The 20098-nt window shown below is 64.3% G+C and carries 17 protein-coding genes; 3 read left to right on the top strand and 14 right to left on the bottom strand.

The genetic code is table 11. The features are described 5' to 3' along the window. Positions 1-28: 28 nt before the first annotated feature. The 4 genes from AT302_RS10795 to AT302_RS10780 all read right to left on the bottom strand — a co-directional run bounded on the left by AT302_RS10795 (position 29) and on the right by AT302_RS10780 (position 5721). Positions 29-2449 (bottom strand): TonB-dependent receptor, encoded by a 2421-nt coding sequence (locus tag AT302_RS10795; RefSeq protein ID WP_058378443.1) that lies wholly within the window; start codon positions 2447-2449, stop codon positions 29-31. Positions 2450-2669: 220 nt separating this feature from the next. Then, positions 2670-3485, bottom strand: a complete 816-nt coding sequence (locus AT302_RS10790; protein ID WP_058378442.1) for an ABC transporter ATP-binding protein — start codon at positions 3483-3485, stop codon at positions 2670-2672. After that, on the bottom strand, positions 3482-4579 hold the full coding sequence (locus AT302_RS10785; protein ID WP_064675067.1) for a FecCD family ABC transporter permease: 1098 nt from the start codon (positions 4577-4579) through the stop codon (positions 3482-3484). Before AT302_RS10785 ends, AT302_RS10790 begins: the two co-directional genes overlap by 4 nt. A 35-nt stretch (positions 4580-4614) precedes the next feature. Continuing rightward, entirely contained in the window at positions 4615-5721 is a 1107-nt protein-coding gene (locus tag AT302_RS10780; RefSeq protein WP_218918994.1) for an ABC transporter substrate-binding protein, read from the bottom strand. 270 nt (positions 5722-5991) lie between these two features. Between AT302_RS10780 and AT302_RS10775 the strand changes: the two genes are divergently transcribed. Both AT302_RS10775 and AT302_RS10770 read left to right on the top strand, forming a co-directional pair. Next, positions 5992-6852 carry a response regulator gene (locus AT302_RS10775; RefSeq protein ID WP_058378440.1) on the top strand — a complete coding sequence of 287 codons (861 nt, stop codon included), beginning with the start codon at positions 5992-5994 and terminating at the stop codon, positions 6850-6852. Continuing rightward, positions 6845-8335 (top strand): ATP-binding protein, encoded by a 1491-nt coding sequence (locus AT302_RS10770; RefSeq protein WP_058378439.1) that lies wholly within the window; start codon positions 6845-6847, stop codon positions 8333-8335. Before AT302_RS10775 ends, AT302_RS10770 begins: the two co-directional genes overlap by 8 nt. A gap of 21 nt (positions 8336-8356) precedes the next feature. Here AT302_RS10770 and AT302_RS27570 read toward each other — a convergent pair whose 3' ends face one another. From AT302_RS27570 to AT302_RS27245, 4 genes are read right to left on the bottom strand one after another with little or no spacing between them, the layout of a single operon-like run. Beyond that, positions 8357-9325: a Csu type fimbrial protein gene (locus AT302_RS27570; protein WP_058378438.1), complete on the bottom strand. Its 969-nt coding sequence runs from the start codon at positions 9323-9325 to the stop codon at positions 8357-8359. Beyond that, entirely contained in the window at positions 9322-11793 is a 2472-nt protein-coding gene (locus tag AT302_RS10760) for a fimbria/pilus outer membrane usher protein (RefSeq protein WP_058378437.1), read from the bottom strand. The genes AT302_RS27570 and AT302_RS10760 overlap by 4 nt, the downstream gene beginning before the upstream one ends. Beyond that, entirely contained in the window at positions 11780-12646 is an 867-nt protein-coding gene (locus AT302_RS10755) for a fimbrial biogenesis chaperone (protein WP_237172117.1), read from the bottom strand. The genes AT302_RS10760 and AT302_RS10755 overlap by 14 nt, the downstream gene beginning before the upstream one ends. A gap of 13 nt (positions 12647-12659) precedes the next feature. Further along, the gene (locus tag AT302_RS27245; RefSeq protein WP_084656156.1) at positions 12660-13187 is read right to left on the bottom strand and encodes a Csu type fimbrial protein; all 528 of its coding nucleotides are present in this window, start codon (positions 13185-13187) and stop codon (positions 12660-12662) included. Positions 13188-13753: 566 nt separating this feature from the next. Here AT302_RS27245 and AT302_RS10745 point away from each other — a divergent pair. Then, on the top strand, positions 13754-15085 hold the full coding sequence (locus AT302_RS10745) for a chloride channel protein (protein WP_058378435.1): 1332 nt from the start codon (positions 13754-13756) through the stop codon (positions 15083-15085). On the opposite strand, the gene tam is transcribed toward AT302_RS10745, so the two are convergent. The 6 genes from tam to AT302_RS28310 form a co-directional block, all read right to left on the bottom strand. Continuing rightward, positions 15016-15831, bottom strand: a complete 816-nt coding sequence (tam, locus tag AT302_RS10740) for a trans-aconitate 2-methyltransferase (protein WP_058378434.1) — start codon at positions 15829-15831, stop codon at positions 15016-15018. The genes AT302_RS10745 and tam overlap by 70 nt on opposite strands. A gap of 42 nt (positions 15832-15873) precedes the next feature. After that, entirely contained in the window at positions 15874-16713 is an 840-nt protein-coding gene (locus AT302_RS10735) for an anti-sigma factor family protein (protein ID WP_237172116.1), read from the bottom strand. Then, positions 16700-17353, bottom strand: coding sequence for an RNA polymerase sigma factor (locus tag AT302_RS10730; protein ID WP_058380246.1), 654 nt, complete (start codon positions 17351-17353; stop codon positions 16700-16702). Before AT302_RS10730 ends, AT302_RS10735 begins: the two co-directional genes overlap by 14 nt. A 198-nt stretch (positions 17354-17551) precedes the next feature. Next, on the bottom strand, positions 17552-17905 hold the full coding sequence (locus AT302_RS10725; RefSeq protein ID WP_084656155.1) for a cupredoxin domain-containing protein: 354 nt from the start codon (positions 17903-17905) through the stop codon (positions 17552-17554). A 43-nt stretch (positions 17906-17948) separates the two neighbouring features. Beyond that, a complete protein-coding gene (locus tag AT302_RS10720; protein ID WP_058378432.1) occupies positions 17949-18869 on the bottom strand; it encodes a metallophosphoesterase family protein in 921 nt (306 codons plus the stop codon). Positions 18870-19097: 228 nt separating this feature from the next. Then, positions 19098-19760: a M23 family metallopeptidase gene (locus tag AT302_RS28310; protein WP_269466303.1), complete on the bottom strand. Its 663-nt coding sequence runs from the start codon at positions 19758-19760 to the stop codon at positions 19098-19100. Between the last annotated feature and the right edge of the window lie 338 nt (positions 19761-20098).

Genomic DNA, 20098 nt, shown 5'->3' with positions numbered 1-20098 from the left:
TCGCCTTCACAACGTTGTCAAAACACACTCAGAACGCGATATCGGCGCTCACCGTCACCGTGCGCCCTGCCCCGGGCACGCCGTAAAGCTGGAAGCCATCGAGCGACGCCCCAATGCGCGAGAAGTAGAACTTGTTGAATACGTTGTCGAGATTCACATTCACGTGCACGTGACGGTTCACGCGATAGCGCGCCGCCAAGTTGTGCACCCAGTAGCTTGGCGCCTTCTCACCATCCTTCACGTAGATGGCGTACACGCCCGACGGCCCCTGCGCGTAGCTGCTGTTGTTGTTCTGACCGCCGACGTACGCGTTGTCGGTGTAGCGGCGACGGCCCACGTACTGCACGCCGTAGCTCAGCGACAAATCCGGCATGACCTTGTACGACGTCCACAACGAGCCGCTCCAGTCCGGCACGTTGGCCGCTTCCGCGCCCTCGTTGGCGCCCTTGGTGATGCGGCTCCACATGCGCGTCACGCCCGCAAACACCGACCACTTGTCCGTGATGTTGCCCTGCATGCCGAGCTCGATCCCGTCGACACGCTTGGCCGGCAATGCCCGCACCGGCGACGTGTCGTCGCTCGTGTATTCCCACGAATTGCTCAATTCCGTGCGGAAAAGCGCCGCCGTCACGCCCAGCGCACCGCCCGCCAGATCCCACTTCGTCCCCAACTCATAGGTCTGCGACGTGGCCGGGGTGTAGTTGTTGGTCGTGGCAGTCCCGTAGATCAGGTTGTTCGTGCTCGCACCAATCGCCGTAGGCTGGGTAGCGCGGCTGTACGACACGTAAATGCTGCCCGGCTCCACCGGCTTATAGACCAACCCGGCACGCCCGCTCCATGCCCCGTCAGTGCTCGACGTAGTGGCGGCACCGCTCGCTGCCGTGGTTTCGGCGCGCCAACGGTCATAGCGCAGCGAGGTCAGCACCTGCCAATGCTTCGAGAGCGTGATGGTGTCGCTCGCAAACAGGGCGGCATCGTTCACGACCGAGCGCGACTGGTTGGTGCCTTCCATCGACCACGTGCCCGCAAATGCGTTGGACGGGTTCGCCATATTGAAGAACATGTCGCCCGCAGGCACGTAGGCCGCGCGCGGCAAGCCGCCATAAGTCTCGCGATAGAACTCGAAGCCGGTCACGACGTCATGTTTAAACGGCCCCGTGTATGCCGTGAAACGCAGATCGGTCTGGTTGTCGAGAATCTGATACCGCGTGGAATTGCCGAAGTTGCTGCCGCGCAAGATGCCGTAGCCCGGCGACGTCAACCCGTAGTTGGTATAAGCGTTCACCCCGCCGACGTTCGACAATGGGCCTGCGCCGCTGTATCCGAGCGTGGCGCAGCGCGTGCCCGTGCAGGTCTTGCTGCCATCGGCATTCGCGGCAAAGAATCGGGCAGGCGAAAGCACCGAGAAGTTGTCGGTCTGCTGCCAGCGCAACTGGCTGCGCACGCGCGTGGTGTCGTTAAAGTCGTGCTCCACGCGCCCCGACAGCGACGTGCTTTCCGTTTGCTGTGTGTAGATCCCGGCGGCACCGTACCAGTTGCTGGTTTTCACCCCCGGCATGACCTGCCCGCCCGTGCCGCGCTGAATCGGCAAACCGGTGTCAGGCACGTTGTTGTCCTTCTGATGGAAGACGTCGAGGAACACGCGGGTGCTCGTGCCCAACCCCAGCCCCAGCGATGCGGCAAGACCGTAGCGGTCGTTGTTCACCTCATCGCGCCCAGCCACGCCGTTGTGATGCGACATCAGGTTCAGGCGCAACGCGCTCGAGTCGCCCAACTGCTGGTTCAGATCCGCCGTCATGCGGCGGTAGCTGTCGCTGCCAAGCCCGAACGACGAGCGGTAGAAACTGCCCAGCTCGGCCTCTTTCGTCACGAGGTTCACCGAACCACCCAGCGCCGCCACGCCCGACTCCACCGAGCCGGTGCCTTTGTAGACTTCCACACGGTCGATGTCGAAGGTGTCGTTGCGACTCGATAGCCCTGCGTCGCGCACGCCATCGACGGTGATGCTCTGCTCCCCCGAGAATCCCCGAATCGAGAACAGATCGCCCCAGCCGAGATTGCCCTCGCCCGACATGAAGGTGATACCCGGCACGTTCTTGAGGATGTCTTGCAGCGACTGCGCGTTCTGCTCGTCAAGCACGGCCTTTGGCACGACGGTGATGCTCTGCGGAATATCGCGCAGCGGCGCGGTGTACTTCGACGACGAGACAGACTCGGCCTTGTAAGGGGCATCGACGGTAGCTGTGACCGACGTCGCGGGCAACATGACGCCACCGACGGCGGCTGGCAAGGTTGCGGCAAGCGCCGAGTTACCGGCGCTGCTATCGGCCTGCGACGTCTGCGGCACTGGTGATGTTTGTGCGGCGGCATGGAGCGACGCAACGGCGAGTGCCGCCGCCAGTGTCAGTCGCGTGTTCAGACGGGAATTCGACGGGTTCAGGTACTTCATCTGGTGTTGTGCGTTATGAGATGAACAGGCAAAAAGCGTCCCCGCCCGCGAGGGACGCGTACCGTGTAGCGCACCCCAAGCGGGTTTCTGACCTCTTGGGTCAACGTTGGACAGACAGGAAAGTTCGACGCGGCCGGCGTGGGGCTATGGCTGGGCAGGCGTGAGCCGGACACGCCGGTGCGAGAGACCGGCGGGCCGCGTCGGCGTCACGGACGCGCGTCTAGACCGGAGTCACGACGTCATCCACGATCAGTTGCGGCAACCCCCGCGAGCAGCGCTCCACGCGCGCCTGCACGTCGAACACTTGCGCGATGGCCTCTGCGGTGACGACATCGCCAACGTCCCCAGCGGCGACCACGCGCCCCTCGCGCAGCAACACGGCCGCATGCGCGTGGCGCATCGCAATCGACAAGTCATGCATGACCACAACGGTCACCATGCGGCGTGCCGCCGTCTCCCGCGCGATCAGCCGCATGACTTGAAACTGGTGATGCAGATCCAGCGCCGAGAGCGGTTCATCCAGCAGCAAGATGCGCGGCGCGCGAATGAGCGCTTGCGCCAACCCGACCAATTGCCGCTGACCGCCGGAGAGTTCGTCGAGAAAGCGCATCGCGAGCGCCTCCACACCGAGTTGCGTAAGCAGTGTCATGACGACCGCCGGCGTGGGCGCCATCGCACTAGTGGATTCTCGCGACGCATGACGCGCGCCATGCCCGGCGGCGAGTACCGATTCCAATACCCGCAGGTGCACACCGGCGGGTAATGCCTGCGGCAGATAGACCACGTCACGCGCCGGGGCGCGGCCGGTGCATCGATGCAAGACGTCATTGCCGAAGGTCACTTCGCCGTGACCGGAAATCAGCCCGGCCAGCGTGCGCAACAGCGTCGACTTGCCTGAACCATTGGGACCGAGCAATGCCGTGACCGACCCCGCCGCCAGCGCAGGCAGCGACACGCCGTGCAGGATGTGACGGCGGCCGATCGACACGTCGATATCGCGCGCCGACAGCGCAAGAGACTGCGCGCTCGTGTTCATATCGACCTCCCACTGGCACGCACCACAATCACGAGGAAGAACGGGATACCCACCAGCGCCGTGACGATGCCGACCGGGATGATTACGCCCGGCAACAGCGTTTTCGACGCAATCGACGCGAGCGACATCACCAGTGCGCCGACGATCACGCAACCCGGCAGGTAGAAGCGATGATCTTCACCGAACAACCCCCGCGCGATATGCGGTGCCACCAGCCCGACGAAGCCGATGGTGCCGACGAACGAGACCGTCAACGCCGAGAGCAGCGACACGCGCATGAGCGTCATGAGTCGCAAACGTCCCACACGAATGCCAAAACTCGCCGCACGCTCCTCGCCCAACCGCAGCGCAGTCATGGCCCACGACTGACGCCACGCGAACACGGCCATGATCGTGAGCACGGCGGCAAGCACGCGCACCTGCGTCCAGTCGCTGCGCGTGAGGCTGCCCAGTGTCCAGAACACGAGGCCCTGTAATGCGTCTTCGGTCGCCACGAACTGCATGAGCGACACCAGCGCATGGAAAACGAACACAAGCGCAATGCCCATAAGCACCACGCCGGACGTCGGCAGCCCACGCCAGCGCGCGACGCCGTCGAGAATCAACGCCGACGCCAGCGCGAACAGAAACGCGTTGACGGGCACGACCCAGCTATCCGGCACGCCGGGCACATGCAGATTGAGCACGATGGCCAGCGCTGCGCCGAACGCGGCAGCCGCCGACACGCCGAGCGTGTAAGGGCTCGCCAGCGGGTTGTCGAGAATGGTCTGCATCTCGCCCCCCGCCAGCCCCAGTGAGCCGCCGACGAGCACCGCCATCAGCGCGTAGGGCAAACGAATTTGCCAGACGATCACCTGCGCATCGGGGCTCGCTGAGGCAGGCGTGACGAGCGTGCGCCAAAGATCGCGCCAACCCAGTGCCGACGGCCCGTGCGTGAAGTCCATCGCCAGCGCCAGCACGATCAGGCCTGCCAGCGCGACCAGCCACAGCGAACGGCGCAGATTGAGCTGGCGATAGCCACTCGCGATACGGGCTTGCAGCGCGTCTTCGGCCGCCAGCTTTGCCGAGGTTGCTGGCGAAGGCACCGCGTCCATCCCATCAGCCACGTGGGGCATCTCTCCGGCCAGACTCACGGCTTGTCTCCGTCGATCCAATACGTACCGTGATAAGGCACGGCGAGAAAGCGCTGGTGGATCTCGGTGAACGTGGCGTTGGCGTTGATCTGCGGGAAGCGTCCCGGGTAGAACCAGTTGAGCATTGCCTCAACGGCCACGATGTTGTACGGAGAATCGTAGAAGTTGTGCCAGAGGCCGTGCGTGCGGCCTTCGCGCACCGCCTTGATCGATGCGATGCCCGGCGTCTTCACGAACGCATCGAGCGACGCCCGGGCATCAGCCGCCGTTGTCTCGGCCCCGACGTGAATGCGCAACTGACTCGCATTGCCGCGCGTGCCCGTGCCAATGTAGACGTCCGGCTGGGCCGCCAGTACGTGTTCCAGATTGAGGTCGCCGATCACACCCGGCAGGAGATCGCCCGCAATGTTCTTGCCACCGGCGGCATCGACGAATTCGCCGATATTGCCGCGTCCGACCGTATGACAGCAGCCGGGCCACACCCCCGCGAGCATCTGCACGAATACCTTGGGGCGCGCGTTGTCCGGAATCGTCGCCACCGCGTCGCGCACGGCTTTCAGATGCGACTGGTACAGCGAGATGTACGCTTCGGCCTGCGCTTCGCGCTGCATCGCCTTGCCCATCAGACGCAGACTCGGGACGGTGTCTTCAAGCGGCTGCTGACGGAAGTCGACGAAGATGACCGGTACCCCAGCAGCGGCAAACTCTTTCACCAGCGCGTTGTGACGTCCGGGGCCGTGACCGCCGATGCTGAAGATTGCCAGATCGGGTTTGAGCGCCAGCGCCTTTTCCGCACTGACAGTCGCCTCGGACGACTGACCAATCTTTGGAATCGTGTCGATCTGCGGGAAAACCTTCTCGTACTGCTGCCACGTCTGCGGGTCGAGCGACTGCAACTCCCCCTGCCAGCCGACAATGCGCGCCAACGGCTGCTTGCCTTCGAGCAATGCCACGGCGTAGAGCAAACGCCCCTCGCCCAGCAGAATGCGGTTGACGTGGTCGGGTAGCGTGACCTGACGCCCCGCCATGTCGGTCACGGTCTCGCCCGCCTGCGCAGGTGATGCGACGACAAGCGCAGCAAACGCCGTAACAAGGGTTGTCACAAGGGTCGTAAGAAGGGTCGTAGCAAGCGCAATCGTCGCGGCGCGCAACGGTCGCATGAACGCAAAGGAAAACTTCGGCATAACGGTGACACCCGGCGTTGAATTAATAACAATTCTCATTTCCATTAAAATGTAGCGCCGGGGTGTGTTGGCTTCGTGTTGACGGGATGTCGTTATGTATTGGTTTGTATTGAGATGTATCGGTGTGTGGGCGGTGAGCGCAAAGATTGCGCGCGCCGGTAGACTGCCATTCTTTATCGTGTCGCCGTGATGCCCTCCGCTCTTCCGCCCAGCGCGACCGCGCGCCCAGCCGCCCGCTCCCCTCGCTCACGTTTGCTGGTCGTTGACGACGATCCGCAGATTCGCGATCTGCTCTCCGATTACCTGCGTGAGTCAGGCCTCGACGTACTTACCGCCGCCGACGGGCAGCAAATGTGGGACCAGTTGGCACAGACGAGCGTCGACGTGGTCGTGCTGGATCTGATGCTGCCCGGTGAAGACGGCCTGTCGCTGTGCCGGCAGTTGCACGCGCGCGGCGATGTCTCGGTGATCATGCTCACGTCGCGCGGCACCCTGCTCGACCGGATCGTCGGACTGGAAGTCGGTGCCGACGACTACCTGCCCAAGCCCTTCGACCCGCGAGAATTGCTCGCGCGCGTGAAAGCCATCCTGCGACGAGGACCGCGATTGCCTGCGGGCGGGGCGGTTCATGTGCCGCCGTTGCCGCAAGCCTCGACGAGTGGCGCAGGCCTCCAGCAAACGCCCGCTGGCGTGCCCACCACACCCGCACCGTCGCGCGCGCAGGCCGCGTTCTTCGATTTCGACGGCTGGCGGCTCGATACGCTCGCGCGCCAGCTCATCTCGCCCGAGGGACGCGTGATCACGCTGGGTGGCTCGGATTACCGCACGTTGCAAGCGCTCGTGATGCATCCGCATCGCCCGCTCTCGCGCGACTTTCTGCTCGATTGCGCCTTCGGACGGCACGGCGCTGCCAACGACCGCGCCATCGATGTCTGCATCAGCCGCCTGCGCGCGCATCTCGATACCCGCGCGCGGCCTTCACCGCTGATTCGCACGGTGCGCAACGAGGGCTACATGCTCGCGGCAGACGTGGTGAGTGCCAGTGTCTGACTTGCCGCACAAGACGTCTGCCGCGCGCGACACGCCTACGTTTGGCCGCACACGGCGCTATTTCCGGTGGCTCGGCTGGCCGCGCACACTCTCGGGCCGTCTCGCGCTGATTCTGGTGGTCGGCATGCTCGCCACGCAGTTGGTGACCGGCACGGTCTGGTTCGACGCCCGCTATGGCCGCGTGGCCGAAGTGCCTGTGCGGACCGGCGGCGCGCGCATTGCCGACGCGGTCAAACTGTTCGACGTGGTACCGGTGACCGAGCGCGCGGCGCTGATGGAGCGTCTGCGCGCGGCAGGCATCGACGTGCGCCCGATCGATGCGCCCACGCCCGCACACGCCATGGAGCACTTTTCGGACGACTTGTTCGACGGTGTGCTGCGGGCGCAACTCGGCCCGGATCACCCGTTCGTTGCCCGCCCGGTCGTGCTCTACGACGACGCGAGCGAACCGCTCACGCTCGCGACCCTGCTGCGAGCGCACGCCCCGACCGCGCATCTCGCTGCGGATGTGAAACTTCGCGATGGCCAGTGGTTATCGGTTGCCGTCGTCGCCGGACAAGCGGGGCTCGATCTGCGCCCGGGGGCCGCGTTCGCCGATTACTTCGTGCGCATTTATTTGATGCGCATTCTTGCGGTGGTACTCATCGCCGTGGTGGCCGTGCGGATTGCCCTGCGGCCGCTCGCCCGCCTGTCGGCCGCCGCCGACCGGCTTGGCCGCGACATTCACAGTCCGCCGCTTGACGAGACCGGCCCCGCCGAAGTCCAGCGCGCGGCGCAAACGTTCAATGCCATGCAGCGCAGCCTGATCGACGCCATGCAAGCACGTACGGCGTTTCTCGCATCGGTGTCGCACGATCTGCGCTCGCCGCTCACGCGATTGCGCCTGCGCGCGGAAACGCTCGCCGAACCGAAGCAGCGCGAACGCTTTCGGCACGATCTGATGGAGATGGAAGCGATGATCGCCGCGTCGCTCGATCACGTACGCGGTGTGCCGAGTGGCGAAGCGTTGCGAGATGTCGATGTCGACGCACTACTGCGCGCCGTCGCCGAAGACGCCCGAGAGACCGGCGGCGACGTGCGGGTGCGCGAACAAAGCACGGCCGATGGCGCGGGGCTGGTGCGTGGCTATCCGCGCACGCTGCGGCGTTGCTTGCAGAATCTGGTCGATAACGCCGTGCGCTATGCCGGCGGCTGCCGGCTCTCGGCCAATTTGTCGCCGCAGGGTACGCATCTGGAAATTGTTGTCGATGACCGGGGGCCCGGGATTCCTGAGGCGGAACTGGCCGCGGCGGTTGAGCCGTTTGTGCGCACCGGGGCGGCGCGTCATGACACGCTGGACAGCGTCGACGGCGTGGGCCTTGGGCTGGCCATCGCCCGCACGATTGCGCAAGCTCACGACGGCACGCTCATGCTCTCCAACCGTCCCGGCGGCGGACTGCGTGCCGTGTTGAGCCTGCCGATCGACGGCCCCGACGCGGGCTGATTCGTGCGCGACAGCGCGCGCTCAGAACTGAATGGTTGCCGTGATGGTGTCCTTGTAGGTATCCGGCGCGGGCGTCGACGGCTGCGGAAGAATTCGGCCATAGATGGGAATCGATGCCGCTATCCCCGTACCGGTGCCAAGGTAAGTCGACGTGCCGCCCGTGCCATCCCCCCAAGCCGTCGAATACGCGCTGTCCGTATAAAGCTGGTACGGAATGGTGGCACCCAGCGTCTGGCCTTTCATGGTGCGCGCGCCCACTTGCCCGCTTGTGCCGCTGCTCAACAAGATCTGAAACGCATCGTTGTTGGTGCACTGCACGGCAAGCGAGCCTTGCGCGGTCAGCGTATTGCTCAGCGTGGAAGACGGCCCGAAGGTGAGACCCGTCGCGTTGATCGTGCAGTTGTTCACGACGGTGACGTTGACGGTGAACGGGTTTGTCGTGCCAGTGGTAAAGCCTGTCGCGCCACACGCGGGTACGACCAGCAGGTAGAACTGATAGGACAACTTGACGTCGCTGGCGGGATAGGTCGTCGAGTAGACCGTATTGGCATTTCCGGTGGTCGGCACGGTGGTCTGATTCGCCCCGATTCTGGCGTAGATATTGATATTGGTACTGCCCGTATAGCCGATGATCGAGTTGCTGAACGTGGTCGATAAGGCAGTGGATGGGGTGTTTCCCCACGGCGTGGCATAGCCGCTGTCGATATACATGTCGTACGCAATGGTGCCGGTCGTGCCGCTCGCCGAGAGCGAACGAGGTGATGTCGCCGAAAAGTCCAGACAGATCTTCACGTTCGGCACCAGATTGAGGAGCGGCCACGTGCACGTGACCTGAACCGTGCCGGTGGTCGTCACCGCGGCGCCCGTGATCGGACTGAACGGCGTGAAAGCAACGCTCGGCGCGCCCAGCGAACAGGTCTGCGCCTGCGCCGATGGCGTCGCAAACAGGGCCGTCATGATCAGGATCGAGAGCAGGATAAAGCGCTTCATCGGGCTCGCCTCGGCAGTTTGGGGGACGCGGCTACGGGCTCGGGTGTACAGACCAGCGGTCCGATTCGCGCCATAGCGCCTTGCGTGATTGGGTCGTAAGCGAACGTCACGTCGCATGCGCCGTTAGCTTGCGACACCACGAGCGTGTTCTCGGGCAGCAAACCGTCGATGAACGTCTGGCCATCGTAGCCAACGATCATTTGTGCACCGGTCTCGCGGTGCGTGACACGCGCCCCAAGTTGCAAGGGGGTGCCGTCGGCTGTCACCAGCGTGAGGAGCGCGGCGCGGTAACGATGCACCGGGAACGAGACCAGCACCCCGCCGCCCGACTCAGGGACCACGGCGCGCGCAGCGGGCATGATGCGCATGTCGGCCGGCAGGTCGGTCGTGTCGACGCTGAGGCGGTTGGTCTGATAGCCGTTGAGATCGGGAATGACGAGACTGCCGCCACTGTTGGTTCGCCCGACCGGTAATTGTTCGCGCAGGACGGGAACGTCGGCATCCGCGTCCGTCTTGACCAGCGCAAAGCTGTCGAAGATGCGGCGCGCCGGGTAGACACCGCCGTCCATGGCGACGACGGCGCCGGTCAGTCCGACGCCGACGCGCGTCTGCCCGTCATAGGTCTGCGCCAGTGCCGACGCTTGCCCGTAGCGGCCCAGATATTGCGCCTGAGCCTGCCCGATGCGCACGCTGTCGTTGACACCCCCAAGCACATTCCACCCCCAGCCGCCGCCGTAGTCGGGCGTATGGTTGGCTCCCACGAGGGCTTGCGTCGCGCCCTGCTGGCGAGCCAGCGACACGGAGCCCACGGTGTTCGGGCCCAAGGTGAAGCTGAGCATCGCAAACACCCCGTAGCTGCGGCGATTCGCCATATCCCGGAACGCGCCCACATTGAGCGAGGCCGTCGAGCGCACCGGCCACGAGACGTTGGCTGAAATCACCCGGGAGGCCGGGAAATCGGGACCGCGCATACCGATGTAGCTCAACGACAGCGTCCGGTTCTCCCAGAACGGCGAAGACACCGTGACGCGATCCATCGCTGTCGGCACGGCAGAGCCGCCCAGCGTGGCGAGGTCTCTGAAATCACCGGCGGTGCGCTGGAACAGTGAATCGAACGAGAAGTTGCGCGACAGATATTGGTAACCGACGCTAATCTGCGCGCCGTTGCGCCGACCGGTAGATCCTGACAACGAAGCGCTCACGACGCCGTAGCCGGACAAGGAAGCCAGTGCGCCGATACCTGCGTTCGCGAGGCCCGAAGACCCTTCTGCGTGGTATTCCGTCGTGAGTCGATCCGACACGCCATAGCGATACGCGGCCGACGCGGCAACACGATGCTCATATCCCCATGAGCGAAAGCCGTAGTCAGTCCGGGGGGCGCCCACTTCGAACGAGTAACTCGACAGGCCTGCCGAGAGCATGCGCGTGTCGATATACAGCGGAACATTGACGACGCTCTCGCGCCCGAGCGCGTCGCGCGTGACGACGGTCGCCTGAAGATTGCCGATCAGCCCCGGCGTTTCGCGAATCACAAACGGCCCCGCAGGCACGTTGCCGCCGAAGCGCCGGATGCCGTCGAGATAAACGTCGACGGACGATGGCACGGCGGCGGACCCGCCGAGCGACGGCACCGGGAAAGTGACGAGATCGGGCCGCAATGCGAAGTTCTTGCGCCATTGCACGCCCGCCAGCCGAACTGAGCGAGACCAGGCGAGCGAGCCGGAGATCGTGTCCCCCAGTTGCAAGGTCGTCATCTCGATTGGGTTGTCGTGACGCCAGTACGTGTCATAGCGCAGATATGTCTGACTTTGCGACCAGGTGTCAAACACCCCGGTCTGACTGAACACGCCGCCCGGATGAAAGTATCGCAATTCCGTCCAGCTCGACGCACGGGTCACGCGATCGCGCTCGATCAGCGCGTCATAGTTCAGCACAAAGCCTTTCGACGTCATCGCGTTCGCTGCGCGCGGGATGACACGGCCAATCTGGAACGGCACACGCAGCGTATCGGGTACGGCGATATCGATGCTCTGGCGTGAGGCGTCGTAGCGATACTGAACGCCGCCAATCGTATCGAGCGGCACCTGTGTGTCGCCAGAGATGCTGAGCTGGCTGACGTCGATGCCAAGCGACTGCAAGTCTTCGGCCGCAGCACTCAGGCGCCCGTCTTGCATGATGAAGCGCGCGATGGCACCGGTGGCAGCGCCATTGACCGAAACGTCGAGATAGTAGTCACCGGGGGCACCTTCGGCTGCCGATGCCGGGGCCAAGGGTGCCAGTGCACCGGCGAACAGACTTGCCACCCACAGGGCGGCCTGCCGCTTGCGACGCGACGTGCTCGCCCGAATGCCACCTCTCGCGAAGACACGTGCCGTGGCCGCCTGAGCGGGTGACGCAGGTGCGGGGGCCGGAGCCGGGGCGGTAGTGAGGGCATTCGCGTCAAGACGCGCGCGCTCACGGACCGCCATCGATTTGGACGACGAAGCGTGTGGGAACCGTATTGATCGCGGCGTCGATCGCGAGCGGCGTTGCCGGTGCTTTGTCGACCGGCCACGTGACGCTGAACAGGCGCCGTTGGCCCGCAAGCGCGTAACCGAGCAGGCCATCGGTCACAGGGTGAGATTTTCCAGCGGCATCGACGAGGCGGGTCGCGCCGATCTGCGCGCGCGTGCCGCCCCGGTTTTCCGCTTCCAACTGCCACTTGCCGTCGATGCGTTTGAGCGTGAAGTGCAAGTCGGGTTTCGGGGGGGCTGTCGCCGGAACCACGAACACAGGGATCGAATAGCGCATGCGGATCGAGATGCCGGCTTGGACCGGCTGTCCGGGCTCGGGCAGCTCATCGACGAGCAGCCGGTAATTCTGTTCGGCTTGGGGTGGCGCGTTCGCCACACGTACCAGTCGAATGATCTGCGAGCTACCGCCGTCAATGCGCAGAATCGGCGGACTGGCGGCGATGGTATCGGTTGGCGTGAGCTTGTCTTCACCGCCCTCCTGCGTCCAGGCGTAGATCCGCACCTGGCCGTAGACAGGCGTCTCTCCCGGGTTACTCAGCGTCATCCCGATGGCATTCTGCTTGGCCGAAAACTCCACAGTGACGGGAGAAATTTGCAGCGTGGCTGCCCCGGCGGACAGAGAGACAAGCGCAGCGACGCATCCCCCAGCGACCGTGGCGATCCGGCGCAGACGTGAAAAGACCGACACGTTTGCCGCGACACGGGCGAACCGCCCCGGCTGCATCGTAGTGGTGGTGATCAAGGCGCGAACGGAGCCCGCCGCGCCGAATATGGCGCGTTGCTCCGCCCGCAGGCGGAAACCTGTCATCGACCGTCCCTCGCTAGAAGTAAACGGTCGCGGTGATCGACGAGCTGTACGTGTCCGGCTGAGGGATTGCGCCCGCTGACACCGGTAACTGGCCATAAACGGTAAATGCTTGAGCACTACCGTTGCCGGTACCTGCCTGCGTATTGGTGCCTTGCGTGGTACCCCAGACCGTTGCATGCCCCGAGTCTTGATAGAGTCCGTACGCGATGGTCGCCGCGTTGCCGTTGATGGCCCCGGAGAGTACGCGTGCGGTAACCGTCGAGCCGGTGCCTGTGCCTGCGCTCAACCCGACGTTGTACGGCGTGGTGTTCGTGCAGGTCACCGAGACCGTCGACGTGGCGGTCTGCACGGTGTTCAGATTGGATAGCGACCCGAAGCTCATTGGCGTGGCGCTAACCGAGCAGCCCGCCGTGATGATCAGCGTGACGGTAAATGTGGCGGTAGCGGTGCCCGTGCTGTAGATAGCCGCTTGCGCAGGCAGCGGTGGGACAAGCAAAAGGCTTGCCATGAGGAGGGTAATGCGCGCAGCTGGTTTATTCATCGTCGGTTTCTCGCAAAACGTCGGAAGGACCTAGCGGGCACTAGGCGATGCAGCTGCCGTTGCCGCACACCATTTGTCACACATTGCATATTGCTTATTGCAATACTTCACTCATAGTGTACATCGCACTACTTAATTTGTGTCACCTGATCATTTGACGTGTTTAAAGCGCGACGAATTACACGTACGGAATCTGATGGCTGCCGACCTGAAATGACCAATCACGCGTTGGGAATATGCACTCTAGAATTTATTATTCCTCTATTAAATACGGAGACAGTTAAAAGTCCAAAACACTATCAGCGTCGAGGAACATTTCACGTTCATCTTCCAGCATCTCTCGTCGACAGTGAGACGACCTGATCGAGTCAACACTGCCCGTCTGCTTACGTGTTGAGGGGCCACCAACTCATACGAAATATTCATAAATTACAACGCAACATTCATTTCACTTATGCTGCGTCGCGCCATAAACTCCGGGTATTCCCTCGCCCCCAAGTGGAAGTCGCAGCATCATGAATTCGAGGCAAGTTGCCCAAACCCCCGCCCATACGCCGTCTCCGGCAATGCATCAGGTCACTGGGTCCCATCGGGTCGTTACCCCCTCACTCGCCAAGCTCGCCGTCGTCACGTTGCTGACCGGCATTGGCGCGGGCGTCGCGGGCACCCTGCTCGCCGCCGTCCTCCACGTGGTTCAGCACCTTGCGTTTGGTTACGCAACCGACACCGTTTTTGGCGCGCAGAGCTTTTTGAGCGGCGTGAGTGAGGCGTCTCCCGAGCGCCGCTTTGCCGTACTGACACTGTGCGGTGTCGTTGCCGGTCTCGGCTGGTTCGCGGTGTATCGGTTCGGCGCCAAACTCGTCCCGATCAAGGAAGCCGTTTCGCGTGGGCGCGCAATGCCGGTTGGCAGCACGCTGGCGCACGCCTTGCTGCAAATCGTGACCGTCGCGCTGGGCTCGCCGCTCGGACGCGAAGTCGCGCCGCGCGAACTCGGTTCACTCATCGGCGATCAGTTGGCGCGTCGCGCAGGTCTTACGCCCGAACAATGCCGCCTCATGGTGGCCTGCGGCGCAGGCGCGGGTCTGGCTGCCGTGTACAACGTGCCGCTGGGTGGCGCGATCTTCGTGCTCGAAGTGCTGCTCGGCACCTTTGCGTGGCGCGCGGTATTGCCCGCGTTCGCGACGTCGGCTATCGCCGCCGCTGTCGCATGGATCGGGATGGGCGCCGAGCAGCAATACACGATTCCCGTATTCGATGTGAGTGCGCCGCTGATCGTCTGGGCACTGGTGTGCGGCCCGCTCGTCGGCGTCGCCGCGTGGGCTTACGCCCGGCTGACCGAAAACGCACGCGCAACGGCACCGCGCGACTGGCGTCTGCCGGTGTTCGCGCTGGCGAACTTCATGGTGCTGGGATGGGTGATTGCCTGGTATCCGCAGTTGCCGGGCAACGGCAAAGGGCCGGCGGGTCTCGCGTTCAACGGCGAACTGACGATTGCGCTTGCCTTCGCCCTGCTCGCATTGCGCGTGTTCTTCACCTGGAGCAGCCTGCGCGCTGGCGCGGCCGGTGGCCTGCTTACCCCCGGGCTGGCCAACGGCGCACTGCTCGCCGTGGTGCTTTGCGGCGTGTGGAACGGCGCGTTGCCCGATGTGATGACCGTCCCATTAGGTGCGGCGGCACTGATCGGTGCCACCGCGTTTCTCGCCGTCTCGATGCGTATGCCGATCACGGCCGTGGTGCTCGCCCTCGAATTCACACACGTGAGTCAGGATTTTCTCGCACCGATGTTACTGGCCGTAGCCGGGGCCGCTTGTACGGCCCGCTGGATCGATCAGCGCGTGGCCACCACGAAGAGCCGCGGGAACGGTAACAGCACCGTACCATCGGCAAGCGCCGGGTAAGCCTTCGCAATCTCGTCGGTGTAGCGCGCGAGAAACGCTTCGCGCGATGCATCGTCGAGTTTCGCGAGGAACGGACGCAGCGCACTGCCCTTGAACCACTCCACTACCGCCGGCGCACCGCCTGCGAGCGGGTGGTAGTAAGTGGTGCGCCATATGTCCACACGCGAGCACATGGCTTTGAGCAACGGGTAGTAAAACGCCGCCCCATTGCGTGCCGTTCGTTCCACGCCCTTCAACGTCGCCGCCCACGGGCCGTCTGCGGCCACTTCGCGCATCAGACGGTGCGCAGGCTCATCGAGATTGTCGGGGGTCTGCACCGCCAGCGAGCCGCCCGGTGCGAGGCGTTCGATCAAGTGCGGATACAGCGTTTCGTGATCGGGCAGCCATTGCAGCACGGCATTGGCAAGAATCACGTCGAACGGGCCATCCTGCCAGCCCGCAATATCCACCACGTCGAATCGAAATTGCGGCAAGCGTTTGCGAGCGGCATCGACCATGTCCTGCGAACTGTCGAGCCCCTGCACGTCGGCCGACGGATAGCGCTCGGCCAGCACTTCGGTCGAATTGCCCGGACCGCAGCCGATATCGGCCACCTTGCCGGCTTGCGCATTCGGAATGGCGGCGACGAGGTCGCGCACGGGACGCGTACGCTCGTCTTCGAACTTCACATACTGCGAGGCTTGCCACGCCGGATTCACGGGTTTGGCCGAATCCGGCGAACTATTGGACGACGAGGCTTGCGTCATGACCCACTCCATCAGAGACACAGAGAACAGGTCGTCACGATATCAGTTTGCCGCCTGCAACGCCTCCACAAACACACGCAAATGCGATGCCTCCGCGTCGGTGATCGCCCAGTACGTCATGCCGTCACGACGCCAGCGCGCGATGGTGTAACCGTCGGCACCGGTCAGGCTCGGCGCGGTGGCCGTCTTGTCCCGCGCGGGAAAGACGTACAGATCGATCGGATGCTTGTCGGTGTGATACACGAGCACGGCAACCGTACGCCCGCCCACATAGTCGAGCCGTCCGCCCGCGAGCGGGAAGCCCTTCGCTGCAAGATCGACCACGGGTGGTGCGTAATCCAGGCGGCCATTGAACCAGGGTTTGACCGTGTGCTGATCGGTCGAGATCACATCGATCGGATGCTGCGAAAGCAGCGCGCGTACGTGGCTCGCGACAATCTCCTGCGGTTGCAGCCCTGTGGTGGTCTGCACGCTTGCCGGTTCTGGCGGCGCAGGCGGACGCGCGACGAGCAACGCCATTGCCACGGCCATGCCACCAAGAATCGCCCCGCCTGCACCGCCGAAGAGCCACGGTGCGAGTCGAAAGCCCCATCCTGCATCGGCGGTGTCTTGCGCACGCACAGGCTTCGTTGGCGTCGAGGGTGTCTGCGTCGCCTTGGGTGATTGAGGCGGCGATACACGCGCATCGGCACGCTGCTCGGCATGGGCCAGATCCGCTTGAATTCGCGCACGCAGCGACGACGGCGCGGCGTGCCGCAGCGAACCGTCGCGCAGCACGTTGCCGAGTGTGGTCTGCGTGTTCTGTGTCGTCTCGGCGGAGCCCGCCGGATCGTTGGACCCGGTCGGATCGTTCGGATGGGTAGGATCGTCAGGCTTGTTCATCGCGTCCTCCGCGTGGATTGCCGCCCAGGGGCAGACGTGTGACTTGTGCCGTCGATGGGGACGCCGCAGCGCGTCCGGCGTCCTGCTTCGCGCGCACGGCGGCGGCCAGCATGTGCCTGCCTCGCGCGAGCCGCGACATCACGGTGCCCGCCGGCACGCCGAGAATGGTTTCGATCTCCCGATAGCTCAGATCCTCCATTTCGCGCAGCACAAGTACCTCACGAAACACGACCGGCAGCGCCGCCAGCGCGTCGCGCACCATCGCGCAGTCGTCGCGCCGCACTGCCATCAACTCCGGGTCCGTGCCGCTGGCATCGTCCCATCCCGGCAACCGGGTATCGCCGTGCAGACCGTGCAGCGTCTCGTCGAACGGCGTGCCATCCGCGGCATCGGAGCGGCGCCGCCACTCGGTGAGCCACGTATTGCGCACGATCGCCAGCAACCAAGCGCGGGCATTCTCGCCCCGAAAGCCGTCGAAGAACCGCAACGCGCGCAGATACGCCTCCTGCACGATGTCGTCCGCGTCGCTCGCACTGCCCGAGAGCCAACGGGCAAGGTTGTACGCCGCATCGAGATGCGGCAGCGCCAACGCTTCGAAGCGGCCCGCGAGACTGGCATCGCGCCCTTCCGGCGGATTCAGCGGGTCTGACGGGTCTGGCAGATCGGTGTTCGGGGCATCGCTCACCGGGGTCTCCCGAAGTCGGACACGTTTGTCATGATCCTGATGACCGGCGTGTCCGGGTTAGCCGCTTTGGCAAAGGACGCATCGGGGGGATGGCATCCATGGCGTCCATTGAAACACATCTGCGCTTCACCATTCACGTGGTGCGCCAGCGGATCACTTCACGACGATCACGCCGGTCATGTGTGGATGGATCGCGCAGTAGTACGCATACGTACCCGGCTTGTCGAACGTGCGCACAAACGTGTCCCCGGTGTCGAGCGCGGCGGAAGCGAACTCGCGCGGATTGGCCTGACTGGTGACGGTGTGCGGCTCGTTGTCGCGATTGACCCACGTGATTTTGGTGCCCGCAGGAACGGTCATCGTGGCAGGCGCGAACGTGAAGTTTTCAATACGCACCGTGTTGGGATCGGACGCCGCCGGCGCGGCGCTTGCCGGCAAGCCGGTGACGGCGCAAACGGTGACGAGGCCCGCACAAAAGCGGCGCATGGCATGAGATGGCGAACGCATGATGGCTCTCCTGAATCGATGAACGGGCAATGGCCGGGCTGTCTCACGACGCCAAGGTCGTATCGGCGAGCAACGGTGTGCCGTCGAGCGCGGTGAAGTCCACGCGCCGGATACCGAGGGTCTGCCGCAACTGCGCAGGGTCGACCTGCTTGGGGCCCGGGCCGGGGCCGTCTCCCGGTGCAGGCTGCGGGAACGCGGTCGACATGGCGGTCTGCAAGCGCACATTGCCTTCCACTTTCTGCAACACCTGATGAATATGCCCGTTGAGCACGGTCACCGAGCCAAACGGCCGCAGCAGTGCCAACGCGCGATCTCCATCGTCGGTGCCCCAGCCCCACGCCGGATAGACCGTCCACAACGGCATATGGGTGAACACGACAAGCGGCGTGCTGTGTGAGCGGCCCTTGAGATCGTTGGCGAGCCACGCCAACTGGGTGTCGCCCAGATATCCCATGCCCCCGGCTTTCAGGTTGAGCACGTTCACGAGCGCGACGAAATGCACCCCGTTCTGATCGAAGCTGTACCAGCCGAGGCCTCGGGTATCGGGAGAGAAGCGCGCGAAGAACGCACGGCCATCGTCGCCGATGACGTCATGCTCGCCGGGCACGTAGTGGGTCTCGAGGCCGGCGCCGGTGACGATTTGCTGTGCCGTGTCGAACTCGGCGGGGCGGGAGAGATGGCTGACGTCGCCAGTGTGCAGCATGAAGGCCGGACGTTGCGGCGCGCTGCGAATGCGATCTATCGCCGACTGGAGGGTCGACGCGGGGTCAGGGTTGGGGGCCTTGTTGAATCCGATATGGCTGTCGCTGATCTGCACGAACGACAGCGCATTGCCCGCCGGGGCATCGGTCGCGGCGAGCGCCTGTGTCCCGAACGAGACGCCGCGTGGCACACCGCCGTCGAGCGTCCAAAGAATGCCCGCGCCGGCCCACGCAAGGCAGGCCATCGCACGGCGACGGGACATGCCCGGCGCTTCCGATGGTGCGGCAGGTTGCCCGTTATGTGTGGCTACCGTGGCCGGGCCGCCGGCGCGGGTAATTCCCGCTGGGTCCGCTGTCCCGGCGCTGCCGTCGTTACCGGCCCCTTGGTTTGCTTCGTCCGTCGTTCGATCGCTCATGACGCACCTCCCTCGCAATACTGGCCGGGGCGCATCCATCACGATGACGGACATTCGCAAGTGCCGGCACCTGTATTACGGGTTGACGCGTCGATTTATTCCCGAGAAACCTTCTTCAAAGAACCGGGCCCCGCCGGCCGGGCGTCCGGGAGGCTCGGGTTGCACCGGTGGCGCGGGCAACAATGCGGCGCCACGCTTGCCGTGCGGCACCGGCGTCTGCGGAAACGCCACCGTCATACACGCCTCGCTCGGTCGCAGCGGCATGTGGTCCTGCTCGTCGGCAACCGCCTCACGCAACAACGGCATGGGGTCGACCGACCGGCCATGACGGCGCAGTTCGAAATGCAGATGCGGCCCCGTCGCCATTCCCGTACTACCGACCGCCCCGATCACCTGCCCCGCACTCACCTTCATGCCGACACGCAGATTGCGCGATGTCGACGACAAATGGCCGTAAATGGTCTCACTGTTGTACCGATGCTCGATGACGACATAGCGGCCATAACCCCGGCGCTCGAAGCCGATGAATTTGACTACGCCCTGCGATGCCGCCTTCACGTGCGTGCCGGCGGGTGCAACCAGATCGACCCCTGTGTGACCGTGCCAGACACCGCGCACCGGATGCCGCCGGTAACCGAACGCCGACGAAATGCGCACATACGACACGGGCATCGTGAACTGCCGGCTCGCTGAAGTAGCGTGCGCGTGCCCGTTGTGAAGCGCGGATGTCGTTTGCATGGACGTCGCCGAGACAAGCTGGTGGCTCACTCCACTCGCCGGTGGTCCGAAAAACATGGACATCGCCTTGCGGCAAAGGGGGAGCGGCGCACGTTCGGCAGCGACCGCACGCAGCATCGGTGTGGCGTGCGCAGTCAGCCGCTGATGCCAGGGCATCGCGGGAATGTCGCCAGCATCAGCCCGCACAACCCCCGGCAAAGCGAGCGTCGCGCACAGGCCAGCGCCCGCGGTCAAACGGCCAAACAGTCCGAAATCCATAGCATGCGGTCTGAGAACAGTAGCAACGCAGTCTACGAGGGCTGTTGACGAGAAATGATGGGAAAAGACGCAAACGGCAC

Source organism: Pandoraea norimbergensis (assembly GCF_001465545.3).
GTDB lineage: Bacteria > Pseudomonadota > Gammaproteobacteria > Burkholderiales > Burkholderiaceae > Pandoraea > Pandoraea norimbergensis.
The sequence above is the reverse complement of the archived record's forward strand: the minus strand, read 5'-3'. Positions and strand labels throughout refer to the sequence as shown.